This window comes from Silvimonas amylolytica (genome assembly GCF_014645555.1).
Taxonomy (GTDB): domain Bacteria; phylum Pseudomonadota; class Gammaproteobacteria; order Burkholderiales; family Chitinibacteraceae; genus Silvimonas; species Silvimonas amylolytica.
On sequence record NZ_BMLY01000005.1, the window covers coordinates 199,221 to 214,875 of the forward strand.

At 58.2% G+C, this 15,655-nt stretch carries 17 protein-coding genes; 12 read left to right on the plus strand and 5 right to left on the minus strand.

What is annotated here, in order from left to right:
- A complete protein-coding gene (locus IEX44_RS15205; protein WP_188695702.1) occupies positions 1-1,188 on the plus strand; it encodes an AI-2E family transporter in 1,188 nt (395 codons plus the stop codon).
- 5 nt (positions 1,189-1,193) lie between these two features.
- On the opposite strand, the gene gcvA is transcribed toward IEX44_RS15205, so the two are convergent.
- Positions 1,194-2,090, minus strand: a complete 897-nt coding sequence (gcvA, locus tag IEX44_RS15210; RefSeq protein WP_188695705.1) for a transcriptional regulator GcvA — start codon at positions 2,088-2,090, stop codon at positions 1,194-1,196.
- A 112-nt stretch (positions 2,091-2,202) separates the two neighbouring features.
- On the opposite strand from gcvA, the gene IEX44_RS15215 reads away from it, so the two are divergent.
- The 5 genes from IEX44_RS15215 (at position 2,203) to IEX44_RS15235 (ending at position 4,656) form a co-directional block, all read left to right on the plus strand.
- Complete coding sequence (locus IEX44_RS15215) at positions 2,203-2,451, plus strand: hypothetical protein (RefSeq protein ID WP_188695708.1); 249 nt, start codon at positions 2,203-2,205, stop codon at positions 2,449-2,451.
- A gap of 13 nt (positions 2,452-2,464) precedes the next feature.
- Positions 2,465-2,857, plus strand: a complete 393-nt coding sequence (locus tag IEX44_RS15220) for a rhodanese-like domain-containing protein (protein ID WP_188695710.1) — start codon at positions 2,465-2,467, stop codon at positions 2,855-2,857.
- Positions 2,858-3,299: 442 nt separating this feature from the next.
- Positions 3,300-3,482 (plus strand): hypothetical protein, encoded by a 183-nt coding sequence (locus tag IEX44_RS15225; protein WP_188695712.1) that lies wholly within the window; start codon positions 3,300-3,302, stop codon positions 3,480-3,482.
- Between the two features lie 138 nt (positions 3,483-3,620).
- Complete coding sequence (locus IEX44_RS15230) at positions 3,621-4,019, plus strand: hypothetical protein (RefSeq protein ID WP_188695715.1); 399 nt, start codon at positions 3,621-3,623, stop codon at positions 4,017-4,019.
- Between the two features lie 211 nt (positions 4,020-4,230).
- Positions 4,231-4,656 carry a hypothetical protein gene (locus tag IEX44_RS15235; protein WP_188695718.1) on the plus strand — a complete coding sequence of 142 codons (426 nt, stop codon included), beginning with the start codon at positions 4,231-4,233 and terminating at the stop codon, positions 4,654-4,656.
- Positions 4,657-4,732: 76 nt separating this feature from the next.
- On the opposite strand, the gene IEX44_RS15240 is transcribed toward IEX44_RS15235, so the two are convergent.
- Positions 4,733-7,525 carry a valine--tRNA ligase gene (locus IEX44_RS15240; protein ID WP_188695721.1) on the minus strand — a complete coding sequence of 931 codons (2,793 nt, stop codon included), beginning with the start codon at positions 7,523-7,525 and terminating at the stop codon, positions 4,733-4,735.
- Positions 7,526-7,803: 278 nt separating this feature from the next.
- On the opposite strand from IEX44_RS15240, the gene IEX44_RS15245 reads away from it, so the two are divergent.
- The 3 genes from IEX44_RS15245 to IEX44_RS15255 are packed head-to-tail and all read left to right on the plus strand — an operon-like array spanning position 7,804 to position 8,801.
- Positions 7,804-8,109 carry an ElaB/YgaM/YqjD family protein gene (locus IEX44_RS15245; protein ID WP_188695724.1) on the plus strand — a complete coding sequence of 102 codons (306 nt, stop codon included), beginning with the start codon at positions 7,804-7,806 and terminating at the stop codon, positions 8,107-8,109.
- 15 nt (positions 8,110-8,124) lie between these two features.
- Positions 8,125-8,511, plus strand: coding sequence for a phage holin family protein (locus tag IEX44_RS15250; protein ID WP_188695727.1), 387 nt, complete (start codon positions 8,125-8,127; stop codon positions 8,509-8,511).
- A complete protein-coding gene (locus IEX44_RS15255) occupies positions 8,508-8,801 on the plus strand; it encodes a hypothetical protein (RefSeq protein WP_188695729.1) in 294 nt (97 codons plus the stop codon). Before IEX44_RS15250 ends, IEX44_RS15255 begins: the two co-directional genes overlap by 4 nt.
- A 78-nt stretch (positions 8,802-8,879) precedes the next feature.
- On the opposite strand, the gene IEX44_RS15260 is transcribed toward IEX44_RS15255, so the two are convergent.
- Genes IEX44_RS15260 through IEX44_RS15270 form a run of 3 tightly spaced genes read right to left on the minus strand, consistent with a single transcriptional unit; the run spans position 8,880 to position 12,235 of the window.
- On the minus strand, positions 8,880-10,250 hold the full coding sequence (locus IEX44_RS15260) for a hypothetical protein (RefSeq protein WP_188695733.1): 1,371 nt from the start codon (positions 10,248-10,250) through the stop codon (positions 8,880-8,882).
- On the minus strand, positions 10,247-10,699 hold the full coding sequence (locus IEX44_RS15265; protein WP_188695735.1) for a DNA polymerase III subunit chi: 453 nt from the start codon (positions 10,697-10,699) through the stop codon (positions 10,247-10,249). Before IEX44_RS15265 ends, IEX44_RS15260 begins: the two co-directional genes overlap by 4 nt.
- Before the next feature lie 48 nt (positions 10,700-10,747).
- Positions 10,748-12,235 (minus strand): leucyl aminopeptidase, encoded by a 1,488-nt coding sequence (locus tag IEX44_RS15270; RefSeq protein ID WP_188695738.1) that lies wholly within the window; start codon positions 12,233-12,235, stop codon positions 10,748-10,750.
- A 179-nt stretch (positions 12,236-12,414) separates the two neighbouring features.
- Between IEX44_RS15270 and lptF the strand changes: the two genes are divergently transcribed.
- The 3 genes from lptF to galE all read left to right on the plus strand — a co-directional run bounded on the left by lptF (position 12,415) and on the right by galE (position 15,655).
- The gene (gene lptF, locus IEX44_RS15275; RefSeq protein ID WP_188695741.1) at positions 12,415-13,482 is read left to right on the plus strand and encodes an LPS export ABC transporter permease LptF; all 1,068 of its coding nucleotides are present in this window, start codon (positions 12,415-12,417) and stop codon (positions 13,480-13,482) included.
- The gene (gene lptG / locus IEX44_RS15280; protein ID WP_188695744.1) at positions 13,479-14,561 is read left to right on the plus strand and encodes an LPS export ABC transporter permease LptG; all 1,083 of its coding nucleotides are present in this window, start codon (positions 13,479-13,481) and stop codon (positions 14,559-14,561) included. The genes lptF and lptG overlap by 4 nt, the downstream gene beginning before the upstream one ends.
- 83 nt (positions 14,562-14,644) lie before the next feature.
- Complete coding sequence (gene galE, locus IEX44_RS15285) at positions 14,645-15,655, plus strand: UDP-glucose 4-epimerase GalE (RefSeq protein WP_188695747.1); 1,011 nt, start codon at positions 14,645-14,647, stop codon at positions 15,653-15,655.

The following is a 15,655-nucleotide window of genomic DNA, read 5'->3' on the forward strand; positions in this document are numbered from 1 at the left end:
ATGACCGATACGAACCCAAACAAAGAAAACCGTCACACCTGGATTGAATCTGCCGTTGCCACCTGCTCGGTGGTGGGCCTGATGTTGATGTCGTACCAGATTCTGGCGCCCTTTGTGGCTGCGCTGATCTGGGCAGGTATTCTGGTCTATGCCACCTGGCAACCGTACATGCTGATGGTGCGTCTGTGCCGCGGTAACCGCCTGCTGCCGGCGCTGGTGATGTTGGTCGTGTTTACCTTCGTCATCATTACCCCGATGTTGATGGCGGGCGTTGAGCTTTCCGCAAACGTAGATGAAATCTCCGTCTGGTTGCATGAGCACGTTCAGGCAGGACTGCCAACCTTGCCAGACTGGATCGTTCATATTCCGTGGGCAGGTTCGCGGATTGATACCTTCTGGCATGGCATCGCAACGGGTGACCCGGAGGTCATGGCACGCGTCAAAGAGTGGAGCAAACCACTTGGTGGCTTCTTGTTGAAGATGGGTGCCGCAGTAGGTAGTGGCGTGTTGCTGTTGTTTCTTAGCCTGGCGTTCTCGTTCTTTTTCTATATCAGCGGCCACGATCTGATTCACTGGCTGATGATCATTCTGCGCCGTATTGGCGGGCAGCGTGGTCAGGAGCTGATGATGATTGCCGGTGGTACGGTACGTGGCGTGGTGTACGGATTTATCGGTACCGCGCTGGTACAGGGTGCACTGGCATGGTTTGGTTATCTGATCGCCGGGGTGCCCAATGCGGCGGCCTTTGGTCTCGTCTCGTGCTTTTTGTCCTTGATGCCGGGCGGTCCCAGTTTGCTTGGGTTACCCGTCGCGTTCTGGCTGTACCACGAAGGCAGCACTGGTTGGGCGATTTTCCTCGCCATCTGGATGGTGGGCGTGGTCAGCATGGCCGATAACGTGGTCAAGCCATTGTTGATTGGCAAAGAAAGCAATTTGCCCTTTGTGCTGATTCTGATCGGCGTGATCGGCGGGGCCATGGCGTGGGGGGTGATGGGCGTGTTTCTTGGCCCGACCTTGCTGGCGGTCAGCTACACCTTGCTGCACAACTGGGCGCGGTTTGATGCGGCAGACGCGACTGGCTCACCGGCGGGCAAACCGCAGGAGCCTCCGGCGGATAAGGCGGCCAATGCGGCCATTGAAGATGCTCCGCCGGAAGTCAAACTGCCGGAAGAACACCAGCAGTCCTGATCTGATTATCGCTCCTGCACTTTGGTTTTAAGCCAACTCACAAAGGTCTGGACGGCCGGGCGCCAGGGGGGCGCGTCCGGCGTCACAATCCAGTATGCCCCAGGCATGCGCACTCGCAGATCAAACAGCGGTATCAGCGTGCCTTCGGCCAGCTCTGGCTGGATCAACGACGCCCGCGCCAGTCCTACGCCTTGTCCTTGTGCTGCAGCTTGAACCAGCAACGCTGAATCATTGAACACCATACTGCCCAGCGCCGGCGCGCCAGCCACGCCTGCTGCCGCAAACCATCGCTCCCAGGGTTCGGTGTCAGAGCGTAGTAATACGCGATTGAGCAAATCTGCTGGCGTTGCGGGCAGCCCGCCGGGCAAATTGGGGCTGGCCACCACGACGAACTCATCATCCATCAAGTGTTCCAGATGCACGCCAGGCCATTTGCCTTCGCCCACCCGGATGCCCAGATCAATCTCTTCTGCCACCAGGTTTTCCGGCGTTTTGGTCGAACGTATCCATAGTTCGACATCGGGATATTTGCTGATGAATTCGCCCAGGCGGGGGGTGAGCCATTTGGCCGCAAAAGAGGGCAGGCACGTGATCACCAGTCTGGGGCGCTGCTGTTCCTGTGCGATTGCGGCTATTTCGCCCGCAATATCGTTGAATGCACCGTTGAGAATATTCGCCAGACGTTGACCGGGCGCAGTCAGTACGACACCGCGCCCGTTACGGGAAAACAACCGGAATCCTAATTGCGATTCCAGTGTTTTGATCTGATGGCTGACCGCGCCGTGCGTGACGAATAACTCATCAGCCGCGCGGGCCAGATTGCCCAGCCGGGCGGCGGCTTCAAAAGCCCGCAACGCAGAGAGCGAGGGCAGGCGGCCTGGGGGTTTTAATGGTGAATCCAATTCAACTATCCACGCAAAAACAATCGATTGTTCGAGACAAGTGAAACCGGAAAAATCCTTCCTGCAGAGATACTAATGTGCTTTGCGGTAGACATGAAGAAGGATAAGCGTCATGAGCTCAGCTAACGGTTTGCCGATGCGTTTGTATAACGCACAGTTACTCTCTATTCGTGATCGTAGTGTGCGCGTCACCGGTGGCAAAGCGTGGCTGACAGATGCAAAGGGTAAAGACCTGATTCTGAGTTCTGGTGACTGCTATCGCGTACGCGGCCTTGCGGTGATTGAGGCCATTGGCGCGACCGACCTGGTGTTCGAACCGGCTGCCGGCACGTCGGATCAACACCTGCTGATTGTTTCTTGAGGAGAGACCAAACATGGACGAACACATCGCGCATTACGCCCAGAAACTGCAATACGAAATCGACGCGGCAGACCTGATGCACCTGCGTACGACTGGCCATCAAGTTGTGGTGGTCGATGCCCGCACAGCGGAGGCTTTTCTGCACGAACATATCCCCGGCGCGATCAACTTGCCGCATCGGCTGATGAGTGAGGTATCCACGTCCGGCTTGCCGCGCGACGCGTTGTACGTGACATATTGTGATGGGATCGGCTGCAATGCCTCCACCAAAGGGGCGCTTCAAATGGCAAAGCTGGGCTTTGCGGTACGTGAACTGATTGGCGGGCTGGACTGGTTCAAGCGGGATGGCTACGCGACTGAAGGTCTGGCTGCTGTGCCTGCCCTGGATATCGCGTGTGCCTGTTGAGCCTGATTGGGCTGGTGCGTGCGCCAGCCCCTCGCACTCATCTTTCCAGCCGATCCGGCCTGCCTGGGGGCCGCCAATGCGGTAATTTGTCATTCTTGGCATTGATACAAGAACTTCTCAATATCCGGACAACCTATCAGAGGTGACTCACCAACATCAGGAGCCCCTCTCAGTGATCCGCTCTGTTTCTAAATACACTGTGTTGGCGTTGGTCCTTGCCAGTATGGCCGCTACGGTATTTGCCGATGATCGTCACGGTGGACCCGGCAAACCGCCTTCACAGTCGAAACCCCCTGCGCACGGCAAACCGCCTCAGGCTCATCCACCACAGCAGGCGCACAGGCCTCCGCAGCACGCCCATCGACCCCCACCGCCGCACGCACACCGACCGCCGCCGCAATGGCATAACCGTGACCAGTGGCGTCGGGCGCACAGCCGCCATGTGCAGGGGCGTTACTTTGATGATTGGCATCGCAGCTATTACTACCGACCCGGTCAATGGGTGTGGTATCAGGGCCGCGTGTGGGAGCCAGTACGCCCGCTCAGCAGTGTGGAAATCGGCCTCTCGCCCTTGCAAGCGCCGGGTTTGTGGGTAGACATCACCGCGCGCATCCCGCTGAACTGAGTCGCTTTGCCGGTAAGAAAAAGTAAAAAACAACCAGGGCAATGTTGACTTGCTCACATCGTCGCGTAATCAATTCGCGGTAAAAACAAGTTGGTGCACACGCAAGATACAAGCACCGGACAACAAAGGAGAAACAACATGAATCGAAAAGTGCTCGTTCCGTTGATTGCCGCTGCCGGCCTTTTGATGGGTTCGGCAGCCATGGCCGATGATGACCATCACGATCATGGTCATGACAATCCACCGCAACATCAGGACAACCATCATGATGATCACGGGCATCGCCCGCCGCCTCCACCGCAAGAGCACCATTGGGCCTCGCGCGATGATTGGCGCCGCGCCCATGCCAGCCATCTCAAGGGCAAGTATTTTGATGACTGGCGCTCAGGTTACCGTTATCAACCTGGCCAGTACGTCTGGTACAACGGCCGCGCATGGGAACCCGCCCGTCCGTTGAGCCCGGAAGAAGTACGCGCCGCGCCAACACCGGCCTCTGGCCTGTGGGTTGATATCACAGCCAGCTTCCCGTTGCGTTAAGCCTGCGTGATCCTGGAAAAACGGCAGCCATTCTCTGGCTGCCGTTTTTATTTGCCTGTCAGTGATAGAAATGACCTTGAGTCGTCCGTGACACTGCTGTCGTGTCTCGTAACGATCGGTACAAATTGTTAACTTGCTTACAGAATAGATGTACAAAGCCGGGCACGATGGCGCCATCGCTTCAGTACAAGATCGACAAAGGAGATACATCATGAAGCCCCGCACCCGTACTTTGATGAATACACTGCTGGCTCTTGTCATGGTTGGCAGTGTCAGTGCCGCCCTGGCCCACGACCACGATGATGACCACTGGCACGACGATCACCATGATCACGGCCGCCACGAAGGCTGGTACAAAGATGACCACCGTGGCCCGCCCCCGCGCTACCACGATGACCCGCGCTACCACGATGACCCGCGCTGGCATGATCGCGGTCGTTGGGATCGCTGGGCCGAGACCCGTCATCACCACTTCGTTGACTGGCGTCCAGGCTACGTTTACCAGCCGGGCCAGTGGGTCTGGTATCAAGGCCACACCTATCAGGCCCGCGTGCCAGTCGTCGCTGCCAACGTCGCTGTGCCGGTCGCCCAGCCGGGTGCCTGGCTGGATATCTCGGCCAGCATTCCGCTGAACTAAGCAACGCGTCGCTACAGATAACAAAAAGCCCGCCGGAGTGATCCGGCGGGCTTTTTCATGGCTTGTCTATCGGCAATCAGGCCAGTTTGGCCAGTTGCGCCGTCAGTTGCGCCAGTTTGCCTTCCAGTTCGGCGATCTGGGCGCGGTCTTTCTCCACCAGATGCGCCGGGGCCTTGTCGACATAGCCCGGTTTTTCCAGCTTGGATTTCACACGCTCGACGCCTTCTGCCGTTTTGGCGATCTCTTTGGTCAGGCGCGCCGTTTCTGCTGCCTTATCGATCTCGACCTTGAGCATCAGACGGGTGGTACCGGCCACAGCGACCGGAGCATCATCTTCCGGCAGTTTGGCGACGACGTTGACTTCAGTCAGCTTGCACAGGGGCACCAGATACGGACCGAACTTGGCCAGGCTGGTATCGCCTTCCAGGAACAGCGGCGCCTTCTGGGCTGGTGACAAGCCCATTTCGCCGCGCAGGTTACGGGCGGCAAAAGCCAGTGCCTTGAGTTCTTCGACTTCGGCAATGGCAGCTGCGTCGATCTTGCTCTCGTCGGCAACCGGCCATGCGGCAACCATGATCGAATCGGTGGTCTTGCGGCCAGCCAGCGGGGCCACGGTCTGCCACAACTCTTCCGTAATGAACGGCATGATCGGGTGAGCCAGACGCAGGATCACTTCCAGCACGCGGATCAGCGTCCGGCGCGTGGCGCGTTGCTGTGCCTCGGTACCGTTCTGTACGGAAACCTTGGCCAGTTCGATGTACCAATCGCAGTACTCGTTCCAGACGAACTCATAAATGGCTTGCGCACCCAGGTCGAAACGCAGGGTGTCCAGTGCCAGGGTGACGTTCTTCTCGGCTTCTTGCAGCTTGCTGATGATCCAGCGGTCGGCAAAGCCAAAATCCAGCTCTGCGTTGTCTTCCAGGCCGCAATCTTTGCCTTCGACATTCATCAGCACAAAGCGGGTGGCGTTCCACAGCTTGTTGCAGAAGTTGCGATAACCCTCGCAGCGCTTCTGGTCAAAGTTGATGGAGCGGCCCAGGCTGGCCAGGCTGGCAAAGGTAAAGCGAAGGGCATCAACGCCATAGGCCGGAATACCGTTCGGGAATTCTTTCTCGGTCTTGGCGGCCACTTGCGGGGCTTTTTCCGGACGGCGCAGGCCAGAGGTGCGCTTTTCCAGCAACGGCTCCAGTGCAATGCCATCAATCAAGTCGACCGGGTCGAGTACGTTACCTTCGGACTTGGACATCTTCTTGCCTTCGCCGTCACGCACCAGACCATGCACGTACACCTGTTTGAACGGCACTTTGCCGGTCAGGTGGGTGCTGAACATGATCATCCGGGCAACCCAGAAGAAGATGATGTCGTAGCCGGTCACCAGCACGGACGAAGGCATAAACGCCTTCAGCTCGGCGGTTTCATTCGGCCAGCCCAGGGACGAGAACGGCACGAGACCAGAACTGAACCAGGTATCCAGCACGTCGTTGTCGCGCGTCAGCGGTTTGCCGCCGGACTTTTGCAGCGCTTCGGCTTCGGTACGGGCAACGTACACCTTGCCGTCGGCATCGTACCAGGCGGGGATTTGATGACCCCACCACAACTGGCGGCTGATACACCAGTCTTCAATGTTCTTCAGCCACGCTTGATAGGTGTTAACCCAGTCGCCCGGCACAAACTGCACTTCGCCGTTATCGACCACATCCAGCGCTTTTTGCGTGATGCTCTTGCCGGTAGGGGCGTCCGGCTTGCTCATGGCGACAAACCACTGGTCGGTCAGCATGGGCTCAATGACCGTGCCGGTACGATCGCCGCGCGGCACCATCAGCTTGTGTTTCTTCACTTCGACCAGGAAGCCTTGTGCATCCAGATCGGCGACGACTTGCTTGCGGGCCGCAAAGCGCTCCATGCCTTGATAGGCGGCGGGCGCGGCATCGTTGATTTTCGCATCCAGCGTGAGGATGGAAATCTGCGGCAGATTGTGGCGCTGGCCGACGGCGTAGTCGTTGAAGTCGTGCGCCGGGGTGACCTTGACCACGCCAGTGCCGAATTCCTTGTCGACGTAATCTTCGGCAATGATCGGCAACTCGCGGTCGCACAGCGGCAGTTTGACCCTCTTGCCGATCAGGTGCTGATAGCGCTCGTCTTCCGGGTGAACCATCACGGCAACGTCGCCCAACATGGTTTCCGGGCGGGTGGTGGCCACGGTCAGGTGGGTCAGACCCGTCTTGGTGTCGGCCTCAACCAGCGGATAGCGGATGTGCCAAAGGTTGCCGTCTTCTTCTTCAGAGATGACTTCGAGGTTCGACACGGCGGTGCCCAGTACCGGGTCCCAGTTCACGAGGCGCTTGCCGCGATAGATCAACCCTTCTTCAAACAGGCGCACGAATACTTCGGTCACCACGGAGGACATCTTGTCATCCATGGTGAAGTACTCACGGCTCCAGTCCACCGACGCACCCATGCGGCGCATCTGGCCGGTGATGATGTCGCCGGACTGTTTCTTCCACTCCCATACTTTCTCAATGAAGGCTGGGCGGCCCAGATCATGGCGCGATACGCCTTGTGCATCCAGTTGGCGTTCCACCACGATCTGCGTCGCAATACCGGCGTGGTCGGTACCCGGCAGCCAGAGCGTGTTTTCACCTTTCATACGGTGATAGCGGGTCAGGCCATCCATGATGGTTTGATTGAAAGCGTGGCCCATATGCAGCGTCCCCGTCACGTTCGGTGGCGGCAGCTGGATACAGAACGATGGCGCGTTCACGTCCATGCTGGGGCTGAAATACTGGGCGGATTCCCAGCGCGGGTACCAGCTGGCCTCAATGGCGGCCGGCTCAAAGCTCTTGGCCAGTTGTTCGAGTGCAGTGCTCATGGGGGAAGGAACCAGGGTTGCGATGCAAAACCGGGAATTATACTTGTTTTGGCGGTGATACGGCTTGAACCGCACGTTTTTGGCGGCACATACGGCCACAGCGTCTGGGTCGAAGCCCGCGTGATCAGGCAGATGTTTTCCCTGTTATCGATCAAGAGAAGGTGATCGCCTATGCCGGTCGGATGAAGTCCGACGCACTTTTCGGCAAACTCGAGCTTGGTTCTGGCAGGAAATGTCCCACAATGGAACCTGTTGCAACGCATCCAGGAGAAACAACCATGTCCGTCAAGGCGAATGAAGAACAATTGATCGATGATCTGCAAACCGTGCTGACCGATACCGAGAGCCTTCTGCGTGATGCAGTGGGCGAGAGTGGTGACAAGGCTCGCGAATTGCGCACCCGGATTCTGGAAAACCTGCAGGCTGCCAAGGCCAAGCTGGGTGAGACCGAGCGTCTGATCGCAGGCAAGGCCAAAGAAGCCGCCAAGGCAACCGATGAATACGTGCATGATCACCCGTGGCAATCCATTGGTGTGGCTGCCGGTATCGGGTTCCTGCTGGGCATGCTGGTTTCGCGTCGTTAAGCCGGCAGGAGTGGCATGAGCGAAGAACAAGCATCCGCAAGCCCGCCACATCATGGGCTGGCCCAACGACTGGCATCCAACCTGGTCGGGCTGGCCCATAATCATTTGTCATTGCTCGGGCTGGAGCTGGAAGAAGAGCGCGAGCGACTGCTGACGGTGATTATCCTGGCGCTGGTTGGCGCAGGGGTGCTCTGGTTGGGGTTGGGCGTGTTGTCGGTGGCCGTGGTCTGGTGGGTTAGCGAGCCATACCGGTGGATGGCGCTATTGATTGTGGCGCTGGTTTATCTGCTTGGTGGGGCGTTGTGTATGTGGGGCGCCTGGCGGACCATTCTGCGGGCACCGCAGCCGTTTGCGGCGACGCTGGAACAATTACGCAAAGATCGGGAGCAGTTGCTGCCATGAGTCAACTTACGCGTCGTGAATTGCGGGAACTCAGGAAAGTGACTTTGCAACTGCAGGCCGATGCGTTTCGCCTGCAACTGGCTGAGGACTGGGAACGTCTGCGTTCGCCATTCAATAAAGGCAGCGCTGCCCGGGGCATCCTGCGTGCATTTACCGGGCCCGCTGGTTTTGCGGATATCGCGACCGTCTTGTTGGCAAGAGGACGTCTGACATGGATTGCCAAAGTGCTGCCGATGGCATTGACGGGTTGGCGTATTGCCAAAGTGCTGCGCAAATGGCTCCACCGCTAGAGGATCGCCGATTAAAAAAAACCGCCCTCTGAGGCGGTTTTTTCGTTTGACGGGGTGTGGTGCGCCCGGTGTCGGGTTTTATGGCGTTTGATTGTCTTCGCTGCGTGGCAGGGTGAGCCCTCGGGCCTTCAATTCTTCACGAACGAGTTTGTCGATACGCGGCGCCAATCGTTCTTCCAGGGCAGTGCCGACTTGATCAATCAACTGTGTCAGTGCTTCGCCGTACAAGGTTTGCATCATGTGGGCGAAGTGACGACGGGTCAGTTGCTCCACCTCCGTCGAAATATCGACGGCCAGATGCGCTGCAACGCTGGCCGTCATCTCAATGATGGCGGATTCATCCAGCATGGGTGCGGGCGGGGCCGCTGTGGCAACGGGTTCGTGCACGGCGGGGAGATCCGGCTCCACCACACTGTCGCCAGGGCCGGCAGGCAAGGCGATTTCGGTGACCGAATTCCCGATGTGTTCGTGGAGACCAGGCATCGGGGCTTCATCGGCAGAATCTTCTTCCCGAAATTCATCCAGATTCAATTCCAGCGGTGGTTCCTGCGTGCCATGCCAGTCCAGCGAGATCGCCGCGTGCTCATCTTCTTGCAACAGGGCTGCGGGCGTCGTCACGATGTCTGGCTGAGCGTATTCCGGCTCAGTCGTGTGTTCCGGAGCCGGCTCTGCGGCACCCTCGACAAAACCCGCCCCGGCGGATGCCGCCAGCGTTTCTGCGTCCGCGGTAGCCTCAGTCCGCTCTGACCACCAGGGTGAAACCGTCGACCAGTCCGCTGCGTTGTCGACGCCGGCTGCCGAGATTTCTTCTACCTCAATCTCCGGGGCCTGATCAGGTGGTGTCGCGGCGTCGGCTGCAGTGGCTACGTACAGATCATAAGGATCAGCTGTTTCTTCCCAATGCATGGTAGCCACGTCGCCCGTCGTGGGCTCGGCGTCTGCAATCGTGACCTGCAGTTCAGGGATATCATCCGCCGCGTGCGCCAGTTCCAGTGCTTCGCTTTCACTATCCATGCCCGGCACGACGGTGGTCGCATGTTCCGCTGAAGCATCTACTGCGGCGGGTGCGTCGTCAGTAAAGGGTTCAATCGTGAGATCGTGCGAAGGCCCGAACGGCGCCCGCTCACGTAGCAGCGATTCAAGATCCAGCAAGGGTAAATCCAGGAACTCCGGATCCTTTTTGCGCGCCTGCGGGTCTGCCACCGGTATCGGGGAGGGCGGCGCGGGCGGCGGCGGTGCCAGAAAATCGTGTGGGTCGAACATCAGCGAGCCCGCTGGCGCGGTGCTGGCCATCTCGGTCAACACGGGGATGGGGGCTTCTTCTTCCGCGATATCGGTCAGCACGGGCAGGACTTCATTGTCCTTGTGCCCGGGGCCACGATGGCGTGCCAGCAGCGCATCCATTTTGGTAAAGAGCGGGCTGAGGCTTTTTTCTTCTTCCTGGCTCACGCCGCTTCTCCGCCAGAGCGCTGGCGAGCCAGCTCCAGCATATCAATTGCCACAGGCTTGAGGCCCAAGGCTTGCCAGCCGCGCCAGCGTTCGCGGGCGGCCAGTCGTTGTTCTTCGTCCTGCGGGACAATTTCGATAATCCGATCGTGCTCGGCAACCGCGCTGATGACATCGCCCGTCCAGTTGAACAGCACCTGGCGAGGCGATAGCAGTTCTGCGCGGCAATCAAGCACAACCGGTGTTTGTGCCGCGATGTCATCGCCGGCACGGCAGTGTGGCAAAAAGCCGGTCTGCGGGGTATCCCACAATAAACGATCCAGATGCGCCACCTCGGCCTCACTGGCAGTGAGGACCGAGACAGCGCATTTTTGCGCCACGGCCTTACCCACAAGCTGGGCTAAAGCCTGCTCGCGGTTTTTCACATTGAAATAAAAAGTGACTTCGGCCATGAATGCTTTGGGTTCTGGATCAACCGGCTAGTGTACCGTAACTACGACTTATTTCTTCTTGGCGGCCTTGGCAGCGCGCTGGCTCAAAAATTCAACCAGCAGCGGTACCGGACGACCCGTTGCACCCTTGGCGGCGCCAGACTTCCATGCTGTACCAGCGATATCCATGTGCGCCCAGTTGGTGTCTTTCACAAAGCGGGACAGGAACACAGCCGCCGTGATCGAACCACCCGGACGGCCACCGATGTTGGCCATATCCGCAAAGTTGGACTTCAACTGTTCTTGATAGTCATCCCACAGCGGCATACGCCAGGCTTTGTCACCGGTGGTGCCGGCGGCGGCCAGCAGTTGTTCTGCCAGCTTTTCATCGTTGGCATAAAGGCCGGTCGCGATATGACCGAGTGCAATCACGCAAGCGCCGGTCAACGTGGCGATGTCGATGATGGTTTCTGGCTCGAAGCGGGCGGCGTAGGTCAACGCGTCGCACAAAATCAGACGGCCTTCCGCGTCGGTGTTCAGCACTTCAACAGTCTGACCGGACATCGTGGTCAGGATGTCGCCCGGTTTGTAGGCGTTGCCAGCCGGCATGTTTTCGCAAGTTGCGATCACACCCACCACGTTGATCGGTAGCTTGAGCGCAGTCAGCGCCTTGAATACGCCCAGTACGGTAGCCGCACCGCACATATCGTATTTCATTTCATCCATGCCCTCGCCCGGCTTGAGCGAGATACCGCCGGAATCAAACGTAATGCCCTTGCCCACCAGGACCACCGGCTTGCCCTTGCCACCTTTGTATTCCAGCGTGATCAGCTTGGGCGGCTCGATAGAACCCTTGGCAACGGCCAGAAAGGAGCCCATGCCGAGCTTTTCCATGTCGGCAGCTTCAAGAACGTCTACTTTGATCTTGGTGGCCTTGCCCAATGCGAGGGCTTGTTCGGCCAGGTAAGTCGGCGTGCAGACGTTGCCTGGTGCGTTGCCCAGATCACGGGTGAAGTTCACACCGTGGCCGATGGCCAGACCTTGATTCAAACCGGCCTGGGCGTCTTCCACATCGCCTTTCTTGCTGACGGAGATGGAGACGCTGGTGAGCGTACTCACAGCTTCTGGCCTGGATTTGAACTGGTCGAAGCGATAGCCTTCAAAAACCGAAGCCTGTGCAATGACGGCAGCTGCGGTCTGGATATCCAGCGCTTTGCCCACAGCCAGCAGCAAGTGATTGCTGGCGCTAGCGCTTTTGCCCGCGACGGCGGCCTTGGCGGCGGCAGCAGCGGCAGTACGGAAAGCGGTTTGGTCCGGGTTGTCACCGGTTTGCACCAGGATGACGCGGCGCAGTTGGCCGTCGATGCTCGCATGTGTGCTGGCAACGCTGCCTGCTTTCTCGCCCACTTCGCCCGCAGTCACCAGGGCAGACAACACGCCGCCAGCGGCGTTGTCGAGCTTGGCGAGGCCGTTTGCCAGCTTCTTGCCGGATACCGGCAGAATCAGGGTTTGGGCTGTGTCTTTTTCGGGGGGGGTGAGATTAATGATATATTCCATGGTACCGGCCTCCGTTGCGCTGATATGTGCAACTTATCTATTGTTGGTGCGAGCCCTTATGGGGCTTGAGTTTGTTGGTGAGCAACCGCATTTGCATGCAGAATGCATGACCAGAGCGCGGATTGTTTGCTAAAGGCTCGCGTGATTATTTCCTGTCCCCCCTTATAAGTCAAAAACGCATGCTCTTTCGCAAGACCCTGATTCAGGAAATGACGTGGGTAGCCATGGCGGTTTTCGCCGTGTTGCTGCTCCTTGTCATGACCACCCAGGTCGTGCGCTTGTTGGGCCAGGCCGCCATCGGCGCGCTGGCCTCATCCGCCGTGTGGGCCATGATGGGCTTTGCGGCGGTGCGCTACCTGCCTATTCTCATGTCGCTGATGTTGTTCGTGTCCGTGCTGGCGTCCATGACGCGGTTATGGCGCGACAACGAGATGGTGATCTGGTTTGCCAGCGGCCGCTCTATCCGCAATTTCATCGCGCCGGTGCTGGAGTTTTCCTTGCCGGTGGTCGCGCTCATCGCCGTGCTCTCTCTGGTGGTTTCACCGTGGGCACTGAAAAAAGGCAATGAATTCCGGGAGAAATCCATGTCGCGCCAGGAGGTCACCCAAGTGGCGCCGGGCGTGTTCCGTGAGTCGCCTTCTGCCGACCGCGTGTATTTTGTCGAGAACTTCACCAACCAGACCAACGCGGGCAACAACGTCTTTGTGCAGATGAAAAAAGACAAAAACATCTCGATCATCATGGCTGAAAAAGGCGGGATGTTTCTGGATGCAAACGGCGAGCGCTGGCTGTGGCTGGGCAAGGGCCGTTCTTACCAGGGCGAACCGGGCAAGATCGAATATGACTCGGTGACGTTTGATCACGCCCAACTGCGTATCGAGACGGCTGACCGCCCGGCAACCAGCCCCAACACACAAGCCACATCCACTCTGGATTTGCTCGGCACCGATAGCGCCGAGAAAAACGCAGAAATAGCATGGCGCCTGTCTTTGCCGTTGTCGGCACTGATTCTTACTTTGGCAGCCATCCCTCTGGCGTTCTTCAACCCGCGCGGTGGTCGGGCGTTGAACCTGGTGGTCGCAGTCTTTCTGTACTTTGTGTACTACAGCATGGTCAACATCATGCAGGCCTGGGTGGCCGACGGCAAAGTGCCGATGTGGATCAATATGTGGCCACTGCACGTCTTTGCGGCTGTCTGTGTGTTCGGGCTGTATGTCTGGCGTAGCAACAGCCGGAGCGTGTCATGATGAAAATTCTGGCGCGCTATCTCTTCAAGCAATTGACCGTATTCATTCTGTTTACGTTGATCGGTCTGTTGGGCTTGTACAACTTCTTTGATTTGATTGGGGAACTGGGTGATCTGGGCAAAGGCGGCTACACGCTGACTGATGCGCTGATCTATGTGTTCCTCCAAACGCCTTCCAACGCCTATAACCTCATGCCGATTGCCGTGCTGATCGGCGGCATCTTTGCGCTGTCTACGCTGGCTGGTAATGCTGAGCTGACAGTCATGCGTGCGGCAGGCGTTTCGGTTAAACGGTTGTTGTTCTGGCTGCTGAGTATTGGTGTGTTGTATGGCGCTGCCACGTTGCTTCTGGGCGAATACGTCGCGCCGGTCGCCAAGCAGGCCGCCAACCAGCATCGCCTGGCTGCGACAAAAGCCATGCTGGTCGGCGAGTTCCGCTCGGGCGTGTGGGTCAAAGATGGTCACCAGATCGTCAACATCTCAGAAATGCTGCCTGACCTGACCATTCTGGGTATCCGGATTTACGAATTCGGCGACAAGATGGTGCTCAACCGGATTCTGGATGGCACCCAGGGCAAGTACAAAGGCCATGGTGAGTGGGAGCTTGAAAGCGCTGCCGAGACGAAATTTGCGCCGGATGAAGCCGGCGTGACCATGAAGCGCAGTGCGACCGGAGTCTGGGAGACCTCAATCACCCCGGAAATGCTGGCTGTGCTGCTGGTTGAACCGTCGCAGATGTCTGGCCGTTCGCTCTATAGCTACATTGATCACTTGCGCCGCAACAACCAGAAAACATCACGCTATGAACTTGCCTTGTGGGGCAAGTTGTTCTACCCGCTGGCCTGTTTGTCGATGATTGTGATTGCGTTGCCCTTCGCGCAAACGCAGCGCCGTAGCGGCAACGTGGGTGTGCGTTTATTCGCCGGCATTCTGGTGGGGCTGGCGTTCCACTTTCTTAATCAGGTCGTGGTTTACCTCGGCGAGTTGCGAAGCTGGCCGCCGGCGGTGGTGGTATCGATACCGACCTTGTTTTTCCTCTGTATTGCTCTTGTCATGTTGTGGCGGCAGGAGCGGCGTTAATGTGAAGCAGCGTGCGTCCCCGAGCCTGCACGCTGTTTTTGCATTGGCGTGAATGAACCTCAACTTTGTATAACGGAAACCGCATGCACGTACTGCTGACTGGTGGCGCCGGTTATATCGGCTCGCATACCTATATCGAACTGTTGGCGGCCGGTTTTACACCGGTTATCTTCGACAACTTCTGCAACGCCAAGCCGGAAGTCATCAAGCGCCTTGAATCCATTACCGGTCAGCCGGTGGCCTGGGTTGAGGGGGATATTCGTGATCGCAAAGCGCTGGATGACGCGTTTGCCCGCTGGCCCATCGGCGCCGTGGTGCACTTTGCCGGGCTCAAGGCCGTGGGTGAATCGGTACAGAAACCCGTGGAGTACTACGACAATAATTTTGTCGGCACGGTCCGTTTGCTGGAAGCCATGAAGGCTGCCGGCGTGAAGCAACTCGTGTTTTCGTCCTCGGCCACAGTGTATGGCGATCCGCATGCGGTGCCGATCAAGGAAGACTTCCCGTTGTCGGCCACCAATCCGTATGGTCGATCCAAGCTGATGATCGAAGACATGCTGCGTGATCTGTATCGTGCTGATCAGTCATGGCATCTGGCGTTGCTGCGTTACTTCAACCCCGCTGGCGCTCATGAGTCCGGCCTGATTGGCGAAGATCCTCAGGGCATCCCCAATAACCTGATCCCGTTTGTGGCACAGGTGGCCGTGGGCAAGCGCGAGAAGCTCTCCGTATTTGGCCATGATTATCCGACGCCGGATGGTACGGGTGTGCGTGATTACATTCACGTCGTGGATCTGGCGGTGGGGCACGTCAAGGCGTTGCAAAAGCTCGCGCAGGGCCCGGGTACGGTCACGGTGAACCTGGGTACTGGCTTGGGCTACTCGGTGCTGGACATGATCAAGGCGTTTGAAAAAGCCAGCGGCAAAACCATTGCTTACCAGTTGGTTGATCGTCGCCCCGGTGATATCGCCGCTTGCTACGCAGACCCGGCGTCAGCCCAGGCCCAGTTGGGCTGGACAGCCCGGAAGTCGCTCGAAGACATGTGTGCCGATAGCTGGCGCTGGCAAAGCAATAACCCGAACGGGTTTGCCTGA